Here is an 18,686-nt window from a genome sequence, read left to right as displayed (position 1 = left end):
TGAAGAGACTTTCCTGAAGATCTTTACTCACTGGCCGTGTTTGGCTCACGTAATAGGGGACAGACCACGTTTAAATCTAAACGACGTCAAACCCTAGCCTGCACCTCTAAATTAATGCAGCCTATCAGCAGGGCGCGCAAGCTAACAAAAGTCGTAGGATAAAGAAGTCGCTTACTCTGTGGTGTTGCCAGCATTTCCATGTGCTTGCTCCTGCATCATGTTGAATTGCCAGCATTGCATTTTTTTCGACGTTTTTCGACACATTGCGTGTCCAGAAAAACAAAAGCCCCCGAAACTCTAGGAATTTCAGGGGCTTAGGTCTTGAATAATGGCGGGAAGATAGGGATTTGAACCCCTCTTTTAAGATTGCTTAACCTCGCAAAGCCCCGCTTTACGGGCCTTGTGCTTCTGCCTACCTCGCAAAAGTCTGCATTTTCGTGCAGTGATTTCGACACTTTTTCGACACCTACATTTACAGCATCAATGTCAAATTGTATCTATTTGATCTTTGTAATGCTTGAAATGAGGGTGAGCATTATTGAATGAGTTGTTGAAAATCAAAAGTAGGCTACTCAAAAAACTATCATTGTTAACAGTTCTACTTGACTCTATTTCTCTTAGCTTATTATTTACGAATCTAATTGATGCTGAGGCTAAGAAATGCCCTCTCAGAAAATCTATTATTCTATTGTTCGATTTTTTAATTTCTTTTTCGATTGTTTTTAATTTTTTATCGAAGTCGAATGATTTGTTGAGTTCAATTAAATGCTCTTTGATATTTTTATCCGAAAACTCACAAGATTTGCGATCAGTCATAAATTTAGCACAATTGTTACCTGTGACTGCTATCCCGGCACAATGTATGTCGTTAAGAGCATCTGCATAAATGAGCTTGCTCAGTTGAGTTTCCACATGCCCAATCCAGCTTTCAAAGTCTGTTTCAATTCCTTTTCTTGACAATATCCTTCCATAACTTCTAACAAGGCCTCCTATAGTGTTAGGCAGAATTAGACTGTTTTCGATTGAGTGGCCATATGTTTGAATTACATTATTGTTTCGCGTGTATTTAGGTGATAGCGTAGTAAAATCAGAGTCTCTTGCTATGAGAGCATCTATGTCGCCGTTCTCGATTTTTTTGGCCATTTTTTTAAGTTCATTTAATCCGCCTACTGACTCAATTTTTACATCGCTTTTTCCTAGGGAATTAAAGATCGTATCCCAAAATATTTCATCATCATCGCCCTCCACATACACCATCTTTGAAGCGCCATAAAATATACTTTTAATATTGAGTGCATCATTGCCATACTCAAGGTCAGCCATTGACAACATCCTTCATGTCAATAATATGAGAACGATACTTTGAGGCAACCTCTGGTGAGTGAGTCGCCGCAATGATCTGCGAGTTTGGGTTTAGCTGTTTTATCGCAGGCAGAATCTTTCTTTGCCATTCAATATGTAAGGATAGTTCAGGTTCGTCAGCTAAATAAACGTAATGTTCCCCTCTCTGTAACAGAGCTTCGGCTAGCAAAATAATAAGTTGCTTTTCACCAGAGGATAGCTTGGAAATAGGGATTTCTTCACGCTCTGGGGTTGCAAATAATACTTTCAGTTCTCCAGCATAAATACCGAAGATTTTGTCAGGTATGAAATCTTTTAATATACTTGTAAATAAGTCTATTGGGCTGAATATTTCTTTTGTATGTTCCTCCGCCTTGAGAGACATACTGACAATTTTTTGTGTTCTAAAATAAGCTTCAACTGCTGCGAAGTCCTTTTCACTGAGCCCTTCGTGTCGATTTGAAGCAAGCAACTTAACTGCCGTATCAATAGCCACAATATGTCGCGCGATTTTTCGTCTAACTTCAGTGTCAATAGCTCCTAATCTTGCATAAGCGCCTACAAGTTGACTTTGCTCTTTTTCCTTGTCGAATTTAGACGGTATTATTTGGCTGGTTGATGATGGGTCAGTGAATAATATTGAAGTAAGAACATCTTTTTGCAAATTTGAAGAAATTTGTCTTGCTTCTACAGATAGGTCGAATTGATATTTTGTTAGATCGCCTCTCAATTGCATTAATCGAAAGTCAACCGGAGAAATTAATCTTTTGCCCGAGCGATCTTTAATCTCAAAATCTTCTGTGCTTTTCAGCCTGTATACAGATAATGAAGATAGGCTAATTATTTTTGATAGATGGTTCTTCACCTCTGAGGCACTTTCAAGCATTCTTTTTTTGAAATTTGTTGGGTATCTAACATCATCAGCAGAGATTGCTCTCAATATATATTTTGAGCTGGATATTTTGTATTCAATTGTATGGAATGCAGCGCTTTCGTGCGTAAGCTTTGTAACTCTAACGACACGGTTTTTTGTTCCGCTTTTAAGCTTTATTAATATTTCAGAAAAATCGTTTTCGGCAAGCCCATCTAAGTCTACTGTCAGTGCAGAGTGAAGTATGTTCATGAAAGTTGTTTTGCCGGTACCATTTCTACCGATAATAATGTTCACATCTTCATTGAATCCGCATTTTGCATTTAGTCGGTGCCAAAAGTCGTCGATTCTAACTTCGCTAATCTTGAACATATTTTTAACCCTGAATTTAAAATACTTATACTTCGCAAGTAACTCCGCAACAGTTTGCACACTTTAGTGGTGCGCCTTATCTGCAGCTTTGGTGTCAGACATACCTATTTGTCTTCGCAATATACCGGCGTTATAAATTTTTATTTTTGTGTGGCTTCCAATATATTATAAAATCATCCTTGCTTCTGAAGTGAAATATGAACTAATAGGTCTAGCTTTAGACTGACAGTTTATAAGAAATGATGGTTGCCATATTTCTTTCATTTTTTTTCATCATCTTTATCCTTCCCTGTTTTATCTCGGGCGTACCAGCGCCTAGTTACTTTTTTTGTAATCGCTATCCCGCGTCGGGTTGGCTCAAGTTTCGGTTGGCTTCATCGTATTCAGGGCTTGTCTGCCCTGATTCTGGCGCAACTTCGCCACTTGCAAGCCACAAGGCATATTGCGGATACGCCTTAACTAGAACGTCAATTTCATCTGTCGTGACCCTTACGGCTCCCTTGCTCACGCTCTTCCATCTGTCGTGATCGCCGTTCCCTAATTCACTGGCTTTTTTTGGCCCGAGCTTTTTTATCAACGCTCGTGCTCTGTCTGCGGATGTCGTCATAAAAAGTTTTTTCACTTTTTTCAGGGGAAGCTATTGCCCTAGCATCACGGCAGGGTTATATTTTCCCCGAGAGAAACAATTGCCCCGAGCTGCCCTCGGATCATTGCTGAACATAGTGGATTAAAGCGAATGGATACGGAAGTGCCAGACAATCAAAAACTGATCGGCCCGCCACCTTTAATGCCTTGGCAGGCATTTGCCGAGTGGATCGGCATGGGGCATGAGCCTGTTGTGGTTCGCACCTGGTTAGAGCGGGACTACTTGCCAAGCCGCAAAGTCGGCAAGCGCCTGATGGTCAATGTCGCGTTGCTCACGCAACAGCTCTGCGACGAGGACTAGCCCAAATGAGCCGCCTAGACGCCCAATTAAAGCTCCGTTTACCTGCTGCACTGCGTGCCCAGGTCGAACAAGCCTCTAAGGCATCACGCCGCTCTATAAATGCAGATCTAATCATTCGCCTAGAAGCCAGCTTTGCCCAGGTTAAACAAAGTCAGGAGGACGCCCAGTGATCAACATCACCAACGGACGACTAGGGGAGGGTATGCGCTATGACGCTCAACCGCTACCTGCATCAACCCCACGCCGAGAACTGCGCCTGCTCTGTATGTTGGACTCTGGCCGAAATGGCAAATCCCGCTCTCTGCCAGTCCACACCCTGCAACGACTGCAAGCCCCGTGGGCTGCCGTATCTCGTAAATGGTCGCTGGTTCTGCCAGACGGCTTACAAATGCGCGAAACACACGCCCAGCAACCGACCGCCGAAGTATTGGAGCGTTATCTACGACTCGGGCAAGCCGGTGCCTTACGTCCCAACATGGGGCTTAACCAATGACCTTTTGGGGAACGGGCATAACGTGGACTGAGCTGGCAATAGTCAGCACCTGCGTCACGATCAATCTCAGTATTGTTTGGGCGGTTTTCCGATGATCAATTTACAAATCATCTTGGCAGTCTTCTTTTGCGTTGCTGCCTTCGAGATCTGTCGCAGTGAGATTGCTAAATCAAAGACAGCCTTCCGCACGGCTCGCTATCTAGTTGCATTGCTCTGGCACTGGTCGATTCCCTTTGTACTGGGCTGTCTTGCTGCTTCTGTGATTTCCCTCATGGGCATTCAGCAAGGGCTTATGCAGGTAACGGATGTGCTGGATGAAGCGATTCAACAAGCTGTTCAAGCCTGCGGGGTAGTCGAGCAACCGCCTGACAGTAGATCGCCGCCTGTGTCCGGGGCTGGTTTACCAGGCGCGGGCTCAGGTGGCGAAACGGGATAACAAGGGCCGGGCCCTTGGTTTTAAACAGGCAACACAGCTCACGAATTTAGCGACTTAACAGAAACGCCGCTTCGATCTGAAAACCACCCACCGGAAAAAACTTGAAGTTATCCGGTGCGGGAAAACTCAGCCCGAAGAAAGGCAAAACCGCGCAATCAAGCGCAATTCAAAGAGGTGGTAAACATGGCTCGTTCAACTATGGAAGTAGCATTTCTTGGCACTCAACGTTTCGACGGTGAGAACGGCCAGAAATACATCAAGGTTTTCTACGGTGATGAACCAGACGGCAAAACCGAGCACGGCTTGTCGATCATCGGCATGGCTGCTGACGACGATGTCGCTGATGAAATCTTTCACGCTGGCTCCAAGTTCGAACCCCTGCAGCTTGTGCGCATCACCTTTGATGTAGCTCGCGGCGGCCAGAACAAGGGCAAAAATCTAGCCCTGCACATCGAAGAAGTAGAACGCCCTGGTACTCGCACCACGCCAACCCCGTCCACCACTGGCGCGGCTAAAGCATCAGATTCGGCCAAACCATCCGACCCGGCAAAAGCCAGCTAACCGGAGGGCATGACCGTGCTGATAGTTGATCGCGTCGTCTGCAATCTCTGCCTGCGTGTGATGGGCCAGTTGCATAACACAGCGCCTGACCAGTCCGACTTTTTGGCTGATCTGACTCAACCGCCTTACTACACGGTCTGCCCTGACTGCTCGCTAACTGGCGAGCCTGAAACCAAACCCGTCGCTGAGCTGGCGAGCGACGAATGAATTTTCTGGCGTGTGAGGGCGATTGGTTAGTCAGTGCAGAGGGTGTGCCCACCTGCAACGGCTCGCTGGTGTCCCTCACACAACAGGAAATGCAGGACTTGAACGGTTCTGCGCTCACTTGGGACCAGGTAAGCGAACTACAAAGCCAAACGATCATTTTGTTCGCCACGGTGTTTGCTTTCTTGATCCTCAAAAAACTCCTGAAATAACGAGGTAACACCTTATGAAAGCTCTGCAAGTTCAACTCAAAAACACCGCTTCGGCCTTCGGTCGTCGCTCCCGTCAACTGGCAACCGCTGGTGTTGCAAGCGCCACGCTGCTGGCCAGCACGGCCTATGCAGAAATCCCAGCTGAAGCCACCGCCAAGCTGACCGAGTCCGGTACTGACATCGGCACGCTCGGTTGGACGGTGATGGGCCTGCTCATTGCTGCCGCTGCCTTCAAGTACATGCGCCGCGCCCTGTAAGCGTTCCCATGCACTTTCACCAGTGCCGTAGCAACTCAACCCCGCTTCGGCGGGGTTTCTCTTTTTGGAGTTCGCCATGAACACATTCAGCTACCAGGTCTACGTACTGATCATCACCAGTCTGGCGTTCTACCTGATCTTCTTCGGGCGGGTTTGATATGGCTCGCTCACTGTTCCTGCTTATCGCCTTGTGGCTCAGTGCTTCGCCTGTGAGTGCTGAGGATTATTACTGGGCGTTCAGCTCAACGTCTACAGCTCATTACCCTAGCGCGCTTGCAGCTTGCGAGGGTGTTGCGGCCAGTTACACCGAATCAACCTCCTTTATTTATACCGAGATAATGTCCGATTATTCCGGTTTCCAAAGTGAACATACCTATAAGTGCACCTACAAAAGAATCAGGAAGTCAGATAACTCTGCTGCTCCATCTAGCAACTGGACTGTTACCAGGTTTGGCAATGGTTGCACTAATTCAACCTATAACCCTGAAACGGGCAAATGCGATGCTCCTGAGCCAGATGAATGCGAATCAGAGACTGGTATATTTGTTCATGAGTATGTAGCCGGCGTCGTAGGTTCTGATCAGCCCTATACCGCACCGCCTACGACTATCTGTCAGAACTCTTGCCTGTATAACCGTGCCGGTGTGCTCGACGGCTGCGCACGTTACGAGAACGCTTCGTCCGGCATGGATTTGAACTCAGTTTATTGCCGGGTCCAATACAAAGGCGCTGGCTCTGAGTGCACCACTAACAGCCCGCCACCTGGAAGCGTTTTTGATCAGCCTCCGGCCAAGCCGCCCTTCGATAAAACCCCGGTCTACAACAAAGACAACATTTGCGGCGAGTGGACAACTGCAAGCGATGGCATAGCAACGCGTACCTGTACGGGGACTGAGCAATATGTCGAACCCGGTAAGCTCAACTGTGAGAACTCGAATGGCATGCTCAATTGCGCAAGCGGTAAACCTGCACCTGAACTGAGCGACACCAAGGTCACCGAAACAACCGAAATGACAACCAAACCTGACGGTTCGACCGATACCAACACCAGCAAGACCACTGACAAAACCACCTGCAAGGGCACCAAGCCTTGCACTTCGACCAGTAAAACCGAAACCACAACCTCTGGCACAAATCCTGATGGTACGCCCGGTGATGAAAAGACCGAGTGCACCGGAGATAACTGCAAACCTGGTGATGATGGCGAGGGTGAGGATGAAGAGGGCGAAGATCCCGAGCGCAGTGCTGATGCGGGGGATTGTGATGGTTCGTTTAGCTGTGAAGGCGACCCGATCAACTGCGCCATTCTCAAAAAGCAAAAAGAACAGCAGTGCTTTGCCGAAGAACAAGCCGACTTTGAAGGCCACAAAGACGACATTGAAAGCCTGGTCCAGGGCGACAAATTCGAACTCGACGAAGGCGGCGATGATATCGATGTACCAGGCCTGATCAACAAGGGCACGCGGTTTCTACCTGCCAGTTGCCCGCCTGATGAAACGGTCAATCTGATCACCGCTGGCGGCCACACCTTCAAATTTACCTATGAGCCGCTGTGTCGAGCTGCTACCGACCTCGGCAACCTGTTTGTGGCTTTTGCTCTTGTCTTTGCCGCGCTGTATGTCGGGCGCTCTGTAGGGGGTAGCTAATGCAATATTTATTGATTGTTCAAATGCTGATCATGGTGCTCGGCCCGCTTGTGCGCATGGTGCTCAAGATGCTTGGTTTCGGCTTTGTCAGCTATGTGGGTTTTAACCTGATTATCGATGCGGCCAAAGATGAACTTATATCGCGTATGGGCGAAGTCGGGCCGGTGATTATGCCGATTCTCGGGCTGGCTAAGTTCGATGTGATTGTGAATATCTACTTCGCAGCCATTGCCACGCGCTTTGTTCTTGCGGGTATTGATAAGGCTGCTGATCGTAAGCGTAACCAGGTCTGGCACAAGCCGGGCGGCACTTCGATCGAGGCCTAAGGGGGTTCTCCATGCTCTATATACGCACGGGGAAACCCGGCCACGGTAAAACGCTTAACACTATCCGGGAAATAGACCAGAAGGCCTTAGCCGAAGGTCGGCCTGTTTATTACCACAACATCAACGGCCTCAAGCCTGAGTTACTCCAAGCCGAGTGGTATGAGTTCGAAGATCCTGAGAAATGGTTTGAGCTGCCCCAAGATGCCATCGTTGTGGTGGATGAGGCCCAAGGCTGGTTTGGTTCGCGTGATCCTCGCCAGCGTCCGCCCGAGTTCATCACCCGCTTTGAAACCATGCGCCACCAAGGCCACGAAGTGCACCTGGTTACTCAAGATCCGCGCTACCTGGATGTTCACTTGCGTCGGCTGTGCAATGGGCATGTTCACTACTGGCGTGTCTTCAAATCTCAACAACTGATCCGCTTTGAGTCTGAGGTGGTGATTGAGAAGGTCGAAGTCAAAAGCAGCTTCAAAGACGCCGACAAGAAAACCGTTCGACTCGATAAAAAGTATTTCAGCACCTACACCAGCACCAACGCTAAACACCACTTTCAGGCCAAGCTGCCTACCAAGTTCATCTTGGCTATTCTGGTGATCATCATTGCCGGTGTGCTGACTTACCGTTTTTACGAGCGATACCAAGAAGGTAAAGGCGGCGCTGCATCAACAGCAGAGGGCGCGGCCAGTAATGAAAGTGTTGTTGATAAGGTCACGTCGAGCGTCGGGTCGTTCATCGGCTCGTCACCTGGTAACGCTGATACACCTCGCAAAGAATCGCCTCAACACTACGCACAACGCCGTATACCTCGCATTGAGGGCATACCGTCATCAGCTCCTATCTACGATGAACTCACTCAGCCTGTGAGCTATCCGCGCCTGTATTGCTTGTCCAGCACCGATCCCGACACCTACGCCCGGTCGTTCTCAAAGATGCCTAGCGCAGTGGTGAACGGTAAACCGACTGTGTGCCAGTGCTACACCCAGCAAGGCACACGGGTGGCAACCGAATTCAGCCTATGCAAACAGATTGTTGATAACGGCTATTTCGATCCGTCGATACCTGATCGAGACAATCAACAACAGGTGCTGCAGGCGCAAGACCGACCAAACCCTAATCGTGCTCCAGGTTTCGACCAGGGCAAACCGAGTACGAACATCACCGTTGTAGGCAGTGAAAAGGGCCGTTTCCTGTGGTGAGTGTCAGGGGCGAGGCTCGCGCCGGTTTTGCACGCAGAGCGAGCCCCGAGCCTGCGCGCAAACCGCGCGCTGACGTCCCTGTAACACGTCATATAAATCAAATTTAAGTTTCGCATTGTCCAGCAATAAGAGGTTTTAACCATGGCTAAGCCAAAGCATCAGCTTCGTGTCGCACCGATGACGTTTGAGGAAGACGCTACAAGCCGTCTTTTCATTGACCCATCAGACGCAAAGCTCACTGACCTGTCGAAAGTCAGAATCTTGCGCTGTGGTGTGGACACCGTGCGACAGCATTACCGGGGCGTTTTGCGTCCTGAAATTCTGCCAATGTTCGAAGAACCTGGTTATGTCGAGTTTGCCGGTGAGATTTGGCACAAAGGCAGGGTAGGGCGTGACTCTGGCTACCAGTACAAGCTGCAAAACGCTGACCTGGGCATCATTATGTTGATCAAGAACTTCAACGCCAAGCCAGACAGTGTTGGGCCACACCTGAAAATCGAGGTGTCGCCGCATGCAATTGAAGTGCGTGATCATGGCGAACTGCAAAAGCTCATGGACACCTTTGCCACCGCGGTTCTGAACGCCATGGAAAAGAACCAGTGTGCCGTTCACTTGGCACTCGATGTACAGGGCTGGACACCGCCAGACGACATCGCAGCAAAGTTGCATTGCCGCGCCCGGACACAACGCAGCATCAACGGTATCAACGAGGTGAGCTGGGCAACCAAGTGCTCGACTTATGGTCGTGGTGAAACGGCTATGTTCGGCTCAGCCAGTGGCCTGCAGCTCTGTATCTACAACAAGACTGAGCAAGCCCGAGCTACTGACAAGCTCGACTATTGGGAGAACGTCTGGCGCTCTTCTGATAACCCGTTTGAAGCTGATCCCGAGTATGACTACAACCCAGGGCAAGATGTAACCCGTATCGAGCTGCGCTATCACCATTCAATTGTCCAGCAATTCACCCTGGGTTCCCTCAACGTTCACACCGGGGAAGTGATCGGCGGCCATACCTATGCGGCGTTAGTGCCTCACCTGGACGGATTGTGGCGCTATGGCTGTGAAGCCTTCCGGTTGCTTGACCGCCCTGGCTGCTACAACCCGTTCTGGACGCTGATCAGCCAAGATGTGCGGGTATCTGTCCCTGTCGCTTCCCTCGTCGAGCACACCACCTACAAGCGCCACCACAAGACCGCCAACGGCTTTAGCGGTAAGAACGTCGATCTATTCATCGGCAACATGGTTAGCCTTTTAGCTCGCGAGCGTGTCAGCGCAAAAAAAGCCTTTGCCAGCCTTCAAGAATGGGAGTGCTGGCCAGTAATTCGCGATCACTACGCAGCAAAGGGTAAGACTGAATACGGGATCTACCAGCACATCAGAGAATTGTTAAAGGAACGCACTATCAGGTGGGGCGTAGCGGTCTAATGGCTATTGAGCAGCTCCCAGACGGACGCTGGCGGGTCGATGTAGAACCCATCAAGGGCAAGCGTTATCGCAAAAACTTCAAGACCAAGGGCGAGGCTCAGCGTTTTGAGTCAACCTGCAGGAATAAGGCAATTGAAACACCTGACTGGTCACCAAAACCTAAAGACCGCCGTCGTCTGTCTGATCTGGTAGAGCGTTGGGCAATTTTGCACAGTCACACCCTTGCTGATGGGCCAGCTCGACGTCGCTTATTGGATGCCCTGGTTAAATCGCTTGGTAACCCAGTTGCTATAAAGCTAACGGGAACTGACTACGCAGAGTACCGCGCTTCAATGCTCAACGCTGGAGCAAACCCCAAGACCCTCAACAATCGCTTGGGCTATTTGCGAGCTGTGTTCAACGTCTTGTTTCAGCTTGAGGAAATTGATTACCCAAACCCATTGGCACGAGTTAAGCCTTTGCGGCTTCAAGAACGGGAATTGGGCTACCTTACCCAGGAGCAAATCGAGCATCTGTTTGCAGTGATCCACTCACGTTGCAAAACACCGCATGTCGCAATGGTTGCTGCTATCTGCTTGGCTACAGGTGGTCGCTGGGGCGAGGTTCAGGCATTAACACCTGATAGGGTGCGTGATGGGCTGGTTACGTTCATCAACACCAAAGGCAAGCGCACCAGGTCAATTCCGATAGACCCGGTTTTGCAGGCAAAGATATTGAGCCACTTCAAACAGCATGGTCTTTTTACAAACTGTCTGAATAGCTTTGACCAGACCTTAGCCGCCTCAAAGATTCCCCTTCCTGCAGGGCAATCTTCGCACGTTCTCCGACACACGTTTGCTAGCCGGTTCGTCATGAACGGAGGCAACATTTTGACCCTGCAGAAAATCCTTGGTCACACATCATTGGCTATGACCATGCGCTACGCGCATTTGGCTCCCGATCATTTGCAGGACGCTGTAAAGTTTGGGCCAGTTAATGATTTTTCCTTGTTGCTACCTCACTACGGCTAGCTATTCAGGTGACTTTCTTTCGTTGATCCAGCTAAGTCCACAGCTTGTGTTTTTTTGATCCGCTCTGCCATGGCTGCGTGCACCGCGAATGAAAAAATCACCACGCCAAAGATTATTAGACTGTTGAGGGCGCCGAACCAGGGCGAAACATCCTTAGCAAAAGCAAGCCAAGCGATGTATGCGCCAAGCCCAACCAGTAAAAGAATTGCTAGGAATGTGAAAACTAGAAAGTTCTCAATGGATGTCTGATTTTTTGAGGCCGCCAAGCCCTTCATGAGTGAAATAATAGTTAGGGCGGCTAGAATCATTGCTGCCATTGGTAACTCAGGGCTGGCAATGAACTTTGAGTAGGAGCCGTTTAGAAGGCTTCCAATGCCATAAAAAACGAATGGCAGAAGTACGAAAGCAACCTCGACCCCTACGCCCCTGTGCAACCAACGTGTGTCTTCGTCCTTGCTACCGCTTATGTTGCCTAGCAGCATTATCGCCAGGATAACTATCAGCGCCAGAATGAGGATGTTGCTTATCGCGTGGGGTCCTACCTTTGCCAGCATTTCCATGTGCATATCTCTGCATCACATTGAATTGCCATCATTGTACTTTTTCGACACTTTTTCGACACATTGCGTGTCCGGAAAAACAAAAGCCCCCGAAACTCTAGGAATTTCAGGGGCTTAAGTATTGAATAGTGGCGGGAAGATAGGGATTTGAACCCTAGGAACTGTTGCCAGTTCAACGGATTTCGAATCCGTCCCGTTCGGCCACTCCGGCATCTTCCCACAGCGGCGCGCATGATATCAGTTGATTCGCATTTGGCGAAGCCCAAAGTGCATTTTTTCGCATATTTTCATGTGCTTGCGATGGCTTTGGGCCTTGCCATTGGCGGCTGTGGCTCGGTTTAGCCGCGGTTGGGGATATTCAGGCCGCGCTGGACAGCAGGGCGGGCCAGGAACTTGTCCAGCACGCGCTTGATGTTCGGACACTTGTTGAATTCGACCAAGTCGCCTGCGTCATAGGAGCCAACCAGGTTACGCATCCACGGGAAGATGGCGATATCAGCAATGCTGTAGTCGTCGCCCATAATCCATTCGCGGCCTTGCAGGCGTTGCTCCAACACGCCGAGCAGCCGTTTGACTTCATCTACATAGCGGTCGCGCGGGCGTTTGTCTTCGATGTCTTTGCCTGCGAATTTATGGAAGAAGCCCAGTTGGCCGATCATTGGGCCGATACCGCCCATTTGGAACATCAACCATTGCAGGGTCTCATAGCGTTGCGCGGGGTCGCTGGCGAGCAGTTGGCCGGTTTTATCTGCGAGGTAAATGAGTATGACCCCTGACTCAACCAGCGCAAGCGGCTGGCCGTTTGGTCCGTTGGGGTCGAGTATGGCGGGGATTTTGTTGTTCGGGTTGAGCGATAGATATTCCGGCGAAAACTGGTCGCGGGTTTCGAAACTGACCAAATGCGGCTCGTATGGCAAGCCAATCTCTTCCAGCATGATCGACACCTTGACCCCGTTTGGCGTGGGCAGGGAGTACAGCTGCAGGCGCTCGGGATGGCTGGCGGGCCATTTCTGGGTAATCTTGAAAGCAGATAGATCAGGCATAGGGGCTCCACATCAAAAGGTCTGGCGGGTAGGATTCAGCTAAGCCTACCGAGTTTCATCTGACTAGGTAAAACCGGTATGGTTACACTTTCATCCACGGATTATGGAAACCCTCATGAGCTTGCATGGCGATTACGACTCCCAGAATATTTTTGCCCAGATCATTCGTGGCGATGCGCCGTGCTACAAGCTGTATGAAGACGATGATGTGCTGGCGTTTCTCGACGTATTTCCCCAGTCCTTTGGCCACACGCTGGTAATTCCCAAGCGCTCCGCTGCGCGCAATATGCTCGATATCGACGCCGAGAGCCTGTGCAAGGTTATGCAGGTGGTGCAAAAAATCACCCGTGCATTGGTCGATGAGTTGCAGCCTGCGGGTGTTCAGGTCGCGCAATTTAACGGGGCGCCTGCCGGGCAAACCGTATTCCACATCCATATGCATGTGATCCCGCGCTTCGCCGGTGAAGACCTGGGTATTCATGCCAGCGCCAAAGCGGACGCCAGTGAACTTGAAGCCTTGCAAGCGCGGTTGGTTACCCGTCTCAAGGCGTAAAGCCACTGCTTCGATTGATTGCTCGGTGTAGGCGGCACTCACCGGGTGCGGCTTGAACGGCTGGCGAATTAGCCGGGCTAATCCAGCGTCACATTTTGTTTTCGTTCTGATAGAAGCGCCGGGCCTTGGCCCGGTTGCCGCAGGTGCTCATCGAACACCAGCGGCGCCTGCGGCTGCGCGATGTATCGATAAACAACCATGTGCAGGCTTCACATTCCTTGACCTGCTGGTATTGACCGCCAGTGAGGCCCTTATTCAGGTGCAGGGCCAATCGATGCCGGATGGTTGGCAGCCCTGTTTGCTCGGCGTCGATATCCCAAAAGCCGGGCTCGCCAACGCTGTGGCGCAATTGGGCGCTGGCCAGTGCTTGCTTGATAGCCGTCTCCACCGCTTTTACAGCGACAGCCTCTGGTGCATGGCTGTTGGCATAGGCGCGCATAAGCCCATGCACGGCCTCGCGCCACAGGATTATCTGTTCCAGCTCGCGCCCAGCTGATGCGGTGTCTGCCTTGTCTTGCTGTAACAAGCGTTGGTGCTCGCCTTCACTGATAAGTTGTGCGGCCAAGGCCCAGTCAAAGAGTGCGCGGCTTGAGTGCAGCCTTTCGTTCGTGCGTTGTTTGTCTTTAGCGCCTGTGGTGTTGAGAAAGTCGAGCAGAATATCGTCGGCGATAAAGTCGCTGCTGCTCCACTGAGGGGTGTCGATTGTGTTCATATAACCCCTTTATTAGTTGATAAAGGTTAGGTATGGTAGTCTCAATTCTAACCTTTATAGATTCTAAAAGGGGTTAAATATGAGCGTTGCTGATCAATCACTATCCTTGCCGCATAGCTTTGAGTTTGCAGGTCGACCGGTTCGCTACGGTGTCATGGGTCAAGGCCCTGCATTGGTATTGGTGCACGGCACGCCATTTTCATCCCAGGTTTGGCGGCGCATTGCGCCGCATTTGGCCAGTCATTACCGCCTGTATTACTTTGATTTGCTCGGCTACGGACAATCTGAAATGGCTGAGGGCGAGGATGTTTCGCTTGGTGTGCAGAATCATGTGCTCGCTGCCTTGATCGAGCATTGGGGTTTGGATAAACCCCATGTTGTTGCCCATGACTTTGGCGGCGCTACGGCTTTGCGCTGCTTGATTCTCAACAGGGCGGCCTACGCAACGCTGACCTTGATCGACCCGGTTGCAATCGCGCCCTGGGGCTCGCCTTTCGTCCAGCATGTGCGTCAGCATCAGCAGGCATTCAGCGGTTTGCCCGGTTATATACACGAAGCGATATTGGCCGCCTATATACAGGGCGCAGTGCGTCACGCCATGCCTGAGCGCGATTTGCAGCACTACACCAAACCCTGGCTGGGCGAGGGCGGACAAGGCGCGTTCTACCGGCAGATTGCGCAGATGGATCAGCGTTATACCGATGAAGTGCAAGACGCCTATGCGTCGATAGAATGCCCGGTCCTGTTGCTTTGGGGTGAGCAGGATGAGTGGATACCCATTGAGCGGGGCGAGGCGCTGGCACGGCAGATTGGTAATTGCCAGATGGTACGCGTGCCCGACGCCGGGCATCTGGTCCAGGAAGATGCTCCCGAAGCCATCATCGCTGAGCTGCTGAAGTTCTTGCCTGCCCAATAGAGTGTCGCCATTGATCAGCCGTGGGCTTCACGCTCAAGCAATTGGCGTTTACGTTCAATGCCCCAGCGGTAACCAGACAGGTTGCCGTCACTTCTGACCACGCGGTGGCAAGGAATGGCCACTGCAAGTTTGTTGGCCCCGCAGGCCTGGGCGACGGCGCGAAATGATTTGGGTGCGCCGATTAGTTTGGCGATTTCTGCATAGCTGGCGGTGCTGCCAACCGGAATATTGCGCAGCGCTTGCCAGACCCGCTCCTGAAACGCGGTGCCGCGCAGATCCAGCGGTAAGTCGAGGCCGATTGCCGGTGCCTCGATAAAACCAATGACTTTGGCGATTAGCTGCTCGAACTCATCGTCAGCGCCAATCAGGTTGGCGTGGGCAAAGGTATCTTGCAACTCGTTGACCAAGGCTTCGGGGTCGTCGCCGAGCAAGATTGCGCACACACCACGGCTGCTTTGTGCGACCAAAATGGCCCCGAGCGAGCACTGCGCCACGGCAAAGCGAATATCAGTCCTGGCGCCACCTGCTCGGTAGTCGCTGGGCTTCATGCCCAATACAGCTGCGCTGTTTTCATAAAAGCGGCTGCTGGTGTTGAAGCCGGCGTGATAAAAAGCGTCGGTGACCGAGCTGCCTTGTTGCAGTTGCGTGCGTAGCTTGCGCGCACGGCTTGCCGCAGCGTAGGCCTTTGGCGTCAAGCCGGTTGCGGCTTTGAATAAACGGTGGAAGTGATACGGGCTGACGCCGACTTGTTGAGCAAGTTGGTCAAGACTGGGCGGTTGTTCGGCCTGCTCGATAATCTGGCAGGCCTTGCTGACTATCGCCGCGCGCTGTTGGTTGAGCGATGTGTCGCCGCAATTGGCCCGCTTGCAAGGGCGATAGCCCGCAGCAGCCGCCTGCTGCGGCGTGTCGAAGAACTCAACGTTGTCGAAGTTCGGGCGCCGTGACGGGCAGTTGGGGCTGCAATAGATGCCCGTGGTCTTGACCGCGTAGACGAAGGGCTGGTCCAGCGACGGGTCACGAGCGAGCACTCGTTGCCAGCGCTGCTCATGCTCGCTGGCTGTTATACGGGTTGCTACTGATTTGGTCGGTTTCATCGCGGCGCCCACAAGCAGTGAAAGTGATTCAAGCTTAAGCGGTCAGGCGGTTATCAAAACTCCGAGTCTTGCTTTGCAATTCGCCAGCGGCATTTAGTGCTTTAGTCGTCGCGGGTCAGCACCTCCAGCAACTCTATTTCAAAAATCAGATTCGAGTGCGGCTTGATATGTTGGCCCATCTGCCGTTCACCGTAGGCCAGTTCGGCCGGTACGAACAGTTTGCGCTTGCCGCCGACCTTCATACCCATCAGGCCTTGGTCCCAGCCTTTAATCACGCGCCCTGTGCCGATTACGCATTGAAACGGCTTGCCGCGATCATAAGACGAGTCGAATGTGGTGCCGTCTTCAAGGGTGCCGTGATATTGGGTGGTGATCAGTGCGCCCTTGACTGCCGACTTGCCGTCGCCAAGGCGGATATCTTCGATGATTAATGCGTCGTTCATATTCTTTCTCTAGCAATGTGGCGTTAGTTTTCAATCGCCATCAAGTGACTGGTGCAGGTGTTTACGCAGTGTGACCAGCGCTTGCTTGATCTCTTCAAGCTGCTCCATGGGCATGCCTGTCGACTTCAGGATACAGCCTGGAATCGCCTTGGCTTGTTCATGCAGGGCGCGCCCTTTGGCGGTCAGGCGCAATTCGACTACACGCTCATCGGCCTTGCTTCTGTTGCGCTGGAGCAGGCCCTGGGCTTCCAGGCGCTTGAGCAGCGGTGTCAGCGAACCAGGGTCGGTCAGCAGGCGCGCACTGATCTCGCCCACGGTCAGGCCGTCCGTTTCCCACAGCACCAACATGGCCAGGTACTGCGGATAGGTGAGCCCCATCTCTTGCAGCAAAGGCTTGTACGTCTTGGTCATGAGCAGCGAGGTGGAGTGCAAGGCGAAGCACAGCTGATTGTCCAGCAGCAGGGCCTTGCAAGGTTCGAGTGAGGAATCCATGGGATGAGCTCTACGCGGAAGATGGCCATCAAGTTAACGCACTAATAGCCTGCGCGCCAACAGCCTGGCAGCCTTTGGGGAACCTCTGAAAAACTACTGAGCTCGATATTACTGCGTTTAAAAACTGCTCACAGCCTTCAGGCTGAACGAACTTCAGTTGGGCAGCCCATGCTGCGGCCCCGAAGGGGTGATCAACGCGAATCAAATGCTCATTTAGGCCAACTAAAGTCGAGCGCGACCCCGGTCGCTTTTTCGCATCTTTGACTCACTGGCGCTCGCCCTTCGGGCCAGCCTTTGGCTGTTACTCCCGTTGGTCGTTGCGCCTTGTTCTATCTTCGCTTGCTACCTTTTTCAGAGGTTCCTTGGCGGTCGGTTGGTGGCGATAGAAGGGCTTAATCGAACGGATAGATGAATCTGCAAATATTTATATTGCGCGCTAAATAATTGCGCGATAATGTTGTTTCAAGGCCAACGAGAACAACCACTTGATCCTCGTTGCATCTGTTACCCCTTTTTTTGACTACCAAGAGGAAATCATTATGTCGATCGAAACTGTTGCTTACCGTGCATACGCTGAAGCCACTGGCGGCCGTGATGGCCGGGCTATCTCTTCTGACGGCGTACTGGATGTGGCGCTGACCACTCCAAAAGAATTGGGTGGCGCAGGTGGCGAGGGGACCAACCCTGAGCAGTTGTTTGCCGCGGGTTACTCGGCTTGCTTTATCGGCGCGATGAAGTTTGTGGCTGCCCGCGACAAGTTGCAGATTCCGGCGGATGCATCGATTGAAGGCGTTGTCGGCATTGGCGCCATCCCCAATGGTTTCGGCATCGAGGTTGAGCTGCGTATCAGCCTGCCGGGTCTTGATAAGGCGGCTGCGCAGACCCTGGTTGATCGCGCGCACATCGTTTGCCCTTACTCGAACGCAACGCGCGGCAACATTGATGTCACGCTGACTCTGGTTTAATCCCCCGCATACAACAAAGGCGCCTCAATAGGGCGCCTTTGTTGTTTAGATTGGCCTGGTCGTCTATTTCTTGACCCAGTTGCCGCCTTGCTGGATGTACTGGCCAGGCGGGGTCTTTTCAATTGCCTTCTTGCCGGCAATCGCCTCTACGGCACTCACCTCGATACCATTTTTTTCAGCCAGTTTCTTATACTCGTTACGCCGTGCATCGTTGATCAGTTTGGCAATTTCATCGGCGTTGCCGCCGGGCTTGACCACGCCCAGGTAACCGGTTTGCATCTCGCCCAGTTGACCGGAGGCTTTAGCGCCGCCAAGTGCGGACATTGCATCGTTAAGGTTCATGGCAAAGGCCGGAATGCTCAGGCTGAACAGCAATACCAGGCTGGCAATTCGTTTAGATAGGGTCATTGCATCGCTCCTTAAAATAGACCGCTTGATTCGTTGAACATGCTGTCGAGCTCTTTGTCGACCTTGATATAGATCTCATGCTCGATCTTGACGTTGAGATTGATATTGATGGGCTCGTTAGGCACCGCAAGCTGCACTGTTGGGGTACAGGCAACGCTCATCAAACCCAATGCCAGAGCGGCTAAACCGTTACGTAAACGCATG

Annotated in this window: 27 protein-coding genes and 1 tRNA gene; 16 read left to right on the top strand and 12 right to left on the bottom strand. The window is 51.4% G+C overall.

The features are described from left to right. Positions 1-486: 486 nt before the first annotated feature. The 3 genes from AACY26_RS11960 to AACY26_RS21375 all read right to left on the bottom strand — a co-directional run bounded on the left by AACY26_RS11960 (position 487) and on the right by AACY26_RS21375 (position 3,191). Positions 487-1,323 carry a DUF4435 domain-containing protein gene (locus tag AACY26_RS11960; protein WP_339514272.1) on the bottom strand — a complete coding sequence of 279 codons (837 nt, stop codon included), beginning with the start codon at positions 1,321-1,323 and terminating at the stop codon, positions 487-489. Continuing rightward, positions 1,316-2,584 carry an AAA family ATPase gene (locus AACY26_RS11955; RefSeq protein WP_339514270.1) on the bottom strand — a complete coding sequence of 423 codons (1,269 nt, stop codon included), beginning with the start codon at positions 2,582-2,584 and terminating at the stop codon, positions 1,316-1,318. The genes AACY26_RS11960 and AACY26_RS11955 overlap by 8 nt, the downstream gene beginning before the upstream one ends. 337 nt (positions 2,585-2,921) lie before the next feature. Continuing rightward, positions 2,922-3,191 (bottom strand): DNA-binding protein, encoded by a 270-nt coding sequence (locus AACY26_RS21375; protein WP_445261305.1) that lies wholly within the window; start codon positions 3,189-3,191, stop codon positions 2,922-2,924. A 129-nt stretch (positions 3,192-3,320) separates the two neighbouring features. On the opposite strand from AACY26_RS21375, the gene AACY26_RS11950 reads away from it, so the two are divergent. The 13 genes from AACY26_RS11950 to AACY26_RS11890 all read left to right on the top strand — a co-directional run bounded on the left by AACY26_RS11950 (position 3,321) and on the right by AACY26_RS11890 (position 11,296). Further along, a complete protein-coding gene (locus AACY26_RS11950; RefSeq protein ID WP_339514268.1) occupies positions 3,321-3,530 on the top strand; it encodes a DNA-binding protein in 210 nt (69 codons plus the stop codon). 5 nt (positions 3,531-3,535) lie between these two features. After that, a complete protein-coding gene (locus AACY26_RS11945; protein ID WP_339514266.1) occupies positions 3,536-3,700 on the top strand; it encodes an Arc family DNA-binding protein in 165 nt (54 codons plus the stop codon). A gap of 39 nt (positions 3,701-3,739) precedes the next feature. After that, positions 3,740-4,054 (top strand): lysogeny maintenance protein PflM, encoded by a 315-nt coding sequence (gene pflM / locus AACY26_RS11940; RefSeq protein ID WP_339514265.1) that lies wholly within the window; start codon positions 3,740-3,742, stop codon positions 4,052-4,054. A 60-nt stretch (positions 4,055-4,114) separates the two neighbouring features. Continuing rightward, positions 4,115-4,459 (top strand): hypothetical protein, encoded by a 345-nt coding sequence (locus AACY26_RS11935; RefSeq protein ID WP_339514264.1) that lies wholly within the window; start codon positions 4,115-4,117, stop codon positions 4,457-4,459. A gap of 183 nt (positions 4,460-4,642) precedes the next feature. After that, entirely contained in the window at positions 4,643-5,020 is a 378-nt protein-coding gene (locus tag AACY26_RS11930) for a hypothetical protein (RefSeq protein ID WP_339514263.1), read from the top strand. Positions 5,021-5,029: 9 nt separating this feature from the next. After that, on the top strand, positions 5,030-5,227 hold the full coding sequence (locus tag AACY26_RS11925) for a hypothetical protein (protein ID WP_339514262.1): 198 nt from the start codon (positions 5,030-5,032) through the stop codon (positions 5,225-5,227). Further along, the gene (locus tag AACY26_RS11920; protein WP_339514261.1) at positions 5,224-5,436 is read left to right on the top strand and encodes a hypothetical protein; all 213 of its coding nucleotides are present in this window, start codon (positions 5,224-5,226) and stop codon (positions 5,434-5,436) included. The genes AACY26_RS11925 and AACY26_RS11920 overlap by 4 nt, the downstream gene beginning before the upstream one ends. Positions 5,437-5,450: 14 nt before the next feature. After that, on the top strand, positions 5,451-5,693 hold the full coding sequence (locus AACY26_RS11915) for a major capsid protein (RefSeq protein ID WP_339514259.1): 243 nt from the start codon (positions 5,451-5,453) through the stop codon (positions 5,691-5,693). A gap of 686 nt (positions 5,694-6,379) precedes the next feature. Then, positions 6,380-7,339, top strand: coding sequence for a virulence factor TspB C-terminal domain-related protein (locus tag AACY26_RS11910; protein WP_339514257.1), 960 nt, complete (start codon positions 6,380-6,382; stop codon positions 7,337-7,339). After that, positions 7,339-7,665 carry a DUF2523 domain-containing protein gene (locus tag AACY26_RS11905; protein WP_339514255.1) on the top strand — a complete coding sequence of 109 codons (327 nt, stop codon included), beginning with the start codon at positions 7,339-7,341 and terminating at the stop codon, positions 7,663-7,665. Before AACY26_RS11910 ends, AACY26_RS11905 begins: the two co-directional genes overlap by 1 nt. 11 nt (positions 7,666-7,676) lie before the next feature. Further along, a complete protein-coding gene (locus AACY26_RS11900; protein WP_339514253.1) occupies positions 7,677-8,861 on the top strand; it encodes a zonular occludens toxin domain-containing protein in 1,185 nt (394 codons plus the stop codon). A gap of 141 nt (positions 8,862-9,002) precedes the next feature. Continuing rightward, positions 9,003-10,286, top strand: coding sequence for a hypothetical protein (locus AACY26_RS11895; RefSeq protein ID WP_339514251.1), 1,284 nt, complete (start codon positions 9,003-9,005; stop codon positions 10,284-10,286). After that, positions 10,286-11,296, top strand: coding sequence for a phage integrase (locus AACY26_RS11890; RefSeq protein ID WP_339514249.1), 1,011 nt, complete (start codon positions 10,286-10,288; stop codon positions 11,294-11,296). The genes AACY26_RS11895 and AACY26_RS11890 overlap by 1 nt, the downstream gene beginning before the upstream one ends. Here the strand turns inward: AACY26_RS11890 and AACY26_RS11885 are convergent. The 3 genes from AACY26_RS11885 to AACY26_RS11875 all read right to left on the bottom strand — a co-directional run bounded on the left by AACY26_RS11885 (position 11,293) and on the right by AACY26_RS11875 (position 12,899). Continuing rightward, entirely contained in the window at positions 11,293-11,856 is a 564-nt protein-coding gene (locus AACY26_RS11885; protein ID WP_339514247.1) for a hypothetical protein, read from the bottom strand. The genes AACY26_RS11890 and AACY26_RS11885 overlap by 4 nt on opposite strands. Positions 11,857-11,985: 129 nt before the next feature. Beyond that, positions 11,986-12,075: transfer RNA gene (locus AACY26_RS11880), tRNA-Ser, on the bottom strand. A 119-nt stretch (positions 12,076-12,194) separates the two neighbouring features. Continuing rightward, entirely contained in the window at positions 12,195-12,899 is a 705-nt protein-coding gene (locus tag AACY26_RS11875; protein WP_339514245.1) for a glutathione binding-like protein, read from the bottom strand. A 115-nt stretch (positions 12,900-13,014) separates the two neighbouring features. Between AACY26_RS11875 and AACY26_RS11870 the strand changes: the two genes are divergently transcribed. Beyond that, positions 13,015-13,452 carry an HIT family protein gene (locus tag AACY26_RS11870; RefSeq protein WP_339514243.1) on the top strand — a complete coding sequence of 146 codons (438 nt, stop codon included), beginning with the start codon at positions 13,015-13,017 and terminating at the stop codon, positions 13,450-13,452. A gap of 88 nt (positions 13,453-13,540) precedes the next feature. Here the strand turns inward: AACY26_RS11870 and AACY26_RS11865 are convergent, their stop codons facing one another. Further along, positions 13,541-14,164, bottom strand: coding sequence for a CGNR zinc finger domain-containing protein (locus AACY26_RS11865; protein WP_339514241.1), 624 nt, complete (start codon positions 14,162-14,164; stop codon positions 13,541-13,543). Positions 14,165-14,243: 79 nt separating this feature from the next. Between AACY26_RS11865 and AACY26_RS11860 the strand changes: the two genes are divergently transcribed. Then, positions 14,244-15,080 carry an alpha/beta fold hydrolase gene (locus AACY26_RS11860; protein WP_339514239.1) on the top strand — a complete coding sequence of 279 codons (837 nt, stop codon included), beginning with the start codon at positions 14,244-14,246 and terminating at the stop codon, positions 15,078-15,080. Positions 15,081-15,094: 14 nt separating this feature from the next. Here AACY26_RS11860 and ada read toward each other — a convergent pair whose 3' ends face one another. The 3 genes from ada to AACY26_RS11845 all read right to left on the bottom strand — a co-directional run bounded on the left by ada (position 15,095) and on the right by AACY26_RS11845 (position 17,109). Then, a complete protein-coding gene (gene ada / locus AACY26_RS11855) occupies positions 15,095-16,174 on the bottom strand; it encodes a bifunctional DNA-binding transcriptional regulator/O6-methylguanine-DNA methyltransferase Ada (RefSeq protein ID WP_339514237.1) in 1,080 nt (359 codons plus the stop codon). Positions 16,175-16,275: 101 nt separating this feature from the next. Next, a complete protein-coding gene (locus AACY26_RS11850) occupies positions 16,276-16,617 on the bottom strand; it encodes an FKBP-type peptidyl-prolyl cis-trans isomerase (protein WP_339514235.1) in 342 nt (113 codons plus the stop codon). Positions 16,618-16,647: 30 nt separating this feature from the next. Further along, on the bottom strand, positions 16,648-17,109 hold the full coding sequence (locus tag AACY26_RS11845; RefSeq protein ID WP_339514233.1) for a MarR family winged helix-turn-helix transcriptional regulator: 462 nt from the start codon (positions 17,107-17,109) through the stop codon (positions 16,648-16,650). Positions 17,110-17,648: 539 nt separating this feature from the next. Between AACY26_RS11845 and AACY26_RS11840 the strand changes: the two genes are divergently transcribed. Continuing rightward, entirely contained in the window at positions 17,649-18,074 is a 426-nt protein-coding gene (locus tag AACY26_RS11840) for an organic hydroperoxide resistance protein (protein WP_339514231.1), read from the top strand. 63 nt (positions 18,075-18,137) lie between these two features. On the opposite strand, the gene AACY26_RS11835 is transcribed toward AACY26_RS11840, so the two are convergent. Continuing rightward, on the bottom strand, positions 18,138-18,482 hold the full coding sequence (locus AACY26_RS11835; protein ID WP_339514229.1) for a YdbL family protein: 345 nt from the start codon (positions 18,480-18,482) through the stop codon (positions 18,138-18,140). Positions 18,483-18,493: 11 nt separating this feature from the next. Further along, the gene (locus AACY26_RS11830; RefSeq protein ID WP_339487226.1) at positions 18,494-18,685 is read right to left on the bottom strand and encodes a YnbE family lipoprotein; all 192 of its coding nucleotides are present in this window, start codon (positions 18,683-18,685) and stop codon (positions 18,494-18,496) included. Between the last annotated feature and the right edge of the window lies 1 nt (position 18,686).

Origin of the sequence: Pseudomonas sp. RL_15y_Pfl2_60 (genome assembly GCF_963970595.1) — a bacterium.
GTDB lineage: Bacteria > Pseudomonadota > Gammaproteobacteria > Pseudomonadales > Pseudomonadaceae > Aquipseudomonas.
The sequence above is the reverse complement of the archived record's forward strand: the minus strand, read 5'-3'. Positions and strand labels throughout refer to the sequence as shown.

Excerpts from the sequence above, each read along its gene's own strand:
- AACY26_RS11960 (WP_339514272.1), bottom strand. The coding sequence starts at position 1,323 with ATGGCTGACCTTGAGTATGGCAATGATGCACTCAATATTAAAAGTATA.
- AACY26_RS11955 (WP_339514270.1), bottom strand. The coding sequence starts at position 2,584 with ATGTTCAAGATTAGCGAAGTTAGAATCGACGACTTTTGGCACCGACTA.
- AACY26_RS21375 (WP_445261305.1), bottom strand. The coding sequence starts at position 3,191 with ATGACGACATCCGCAGACAGAGCACGAGCGTTGATAAAAAAGCTCGGG.
- AACY26_RS11950 (WP_339514268.1), top strand. The coding sequence starts at position 3,321 with ATGGATACGGAAGTGCCAGACAATCAAAAACTGATCGGCCCGCCACCT.
- AACY26_RS11945 (WP_339514266.1), top strand. The coding sequence starts at position 3,536 with ATGAGCCGCCTAGACGCCCAATTAAAGCTCCGTTTACCTGCTGCACTG.
- pflM (WP_339514265.1), top strand. The coding sequence starts at position 3,740 with ATGACGCTCAACCGCTACCTGCATCAACCCCACGCCGAGAACTGCGCC.
- AACY26_RS11935 (WP_339514264.1), top strand. The coding sequence starts at position 4,115 with ATGATCAATTTACAAATCATCTTGGCAGTCTTCTTTTGCGTTGCTGCC.
- AACY26_RS11930 (WP_339514263.1), top strand. The coding sequence starts at position 4,643 with ATGGCTCGTTCAACTATGGAAGTAGCATTTCTTGGCACTCAACGTTTC.
- AACY26_RS11925 (WP_339514262.1), top strand. The coding sequence starts at position 5,030 with ATGACCGTGCTGATAGTTGATCGCGTCGTCTGCAATCTCTGCCTGCGT.
- AACY26_RS11920 (WP_339514261.1), top strand. The coding sequence starts at position 5,224 with ATGAATTTTCTGGCGTGTGAGGGCGATTGGTTAGTCAGTGCAGAGGGT.
- AACY26_RS11915 (WP_339514259.1), top strand. The coding sequence starts at position 5,451 with ATGAAAGCTCTGCAAGTTCAACTCAAAAACACCGCTTCGGCCTTCGGT.
- AACY26_RS11910 (WP_339514257.1), top strand. The coding sequence starts at position 6,380 with ATGGATTTGAACTCAGTTTATTGCCGGGTCCAATACAAAGGCGCTGGC.
- AACY26_RS11905 (WP_339514255.1), top strand. The coding sequence starts at position 7,339 with ATGCAATATTTATTGATTGTTCAAATGCTGATCATGGTGCTCGGCCCG.
- AACY26_RS11900 (WP_339514253.1), top strand. The coding sequence starts at position 7,677 with ATGCTCTATATACGCACGGGGAAACCCGGCCACGGTAAAACGCTTAAC.
- AACY26_RS11895 (WP_339514251.1), top strand. The coding sequence starts at position 9,003 with ATGGCTAAGCCAAAGCATCAGCTTCGTGTCGCACCGATGACGTTTGAG.
- AACY26_RS11890 (WP_339514249.1), top strand. The coding sequence starts at position 10,286 with ATGGCTATTGAGCAGCTCCCAGACGGACGCTGGCGGGTCGATGTAGAA.
- AACY26_RS11885 (WP_339514247.1), bottom strand. The coding sequence starts at position 11,856 with ATGGAAATGCTGGCAAAGGTAGGACCCCACGCGATAAGCAACATCCTC.
- AACY26_RS11875 (WP_339514245.1), bottom strand. The coding sequence starts at position 12,899 with ATGCCTGATCTATCTGCTTTCAAGATTACCCAGAAATGGCCCGCCAGC.
- AACY26_RS11870 (WP_339514243.1), top strand. The coding sequence starts at position 13,015 with ATGAGCTTGCATGGCGATTACGACTCCCAGAATATTTTTGCCCAGATC.
- AACY26_RS11865 (WP_339514241.1), bottom strand. The coding sequence starts at position 14,164 with ATGAACACAATCGACACCCCTCAGTGGAGCAGCAGCGACTTTATCGCC.
- AACY26_RS11860 (WP_339514239.1), top strand. The coding sequence starts at position 14,244 with ATGAGCGTTGCTGATCAATCACTATCCTTGCCGCATAGCTTTGAGTTT.
- ada (WP_339514237.1), bottom strand. The coding sequence starts at position 16,174 with ATGAAACCGACCAAATCAGTAGCAACCCGTATAACAGCCAGCGAGCAT.
- AACY26_RS11850 (WP_339514235.1), bottom strand. The coding sequence starts at position 16,617 with ATGAACGACGCATTAATCATCGAAGATATCCGCCTTGGCGACGGCAAG.
- AACY26_RS11845 (WP_339514233.1), bottom strand. The coding sequence starts at position 17,109 with ATGGATTCCTCACTCGAACCTTGCAAGGCCCTGCTGCTGGACAATCAG.
- AACY26_RS11840 (WP_339514231.1), top strand. The coding sequence starts at position 17,649 with ATGTCGATCGAAACTGTTGCTTACCGTGCATACGCTGAAGCCACTGGC.
- AACY26_RS11835 (WP_339514229.1), bottom strand. The coding sequence starts at position 18,482 with ATGACCCTATCTAAACGAATTGCCAGCCTGGTATTGCTGTTCAGCCTG.
- AACY26_RS11830 (WP_339487226.1), bottom strand. The coding sequence starts at position 18,685 with ATGCGTTTACGTAACGGTTTAGCCGCTCTGGCATTGGGTTTGATGAGC.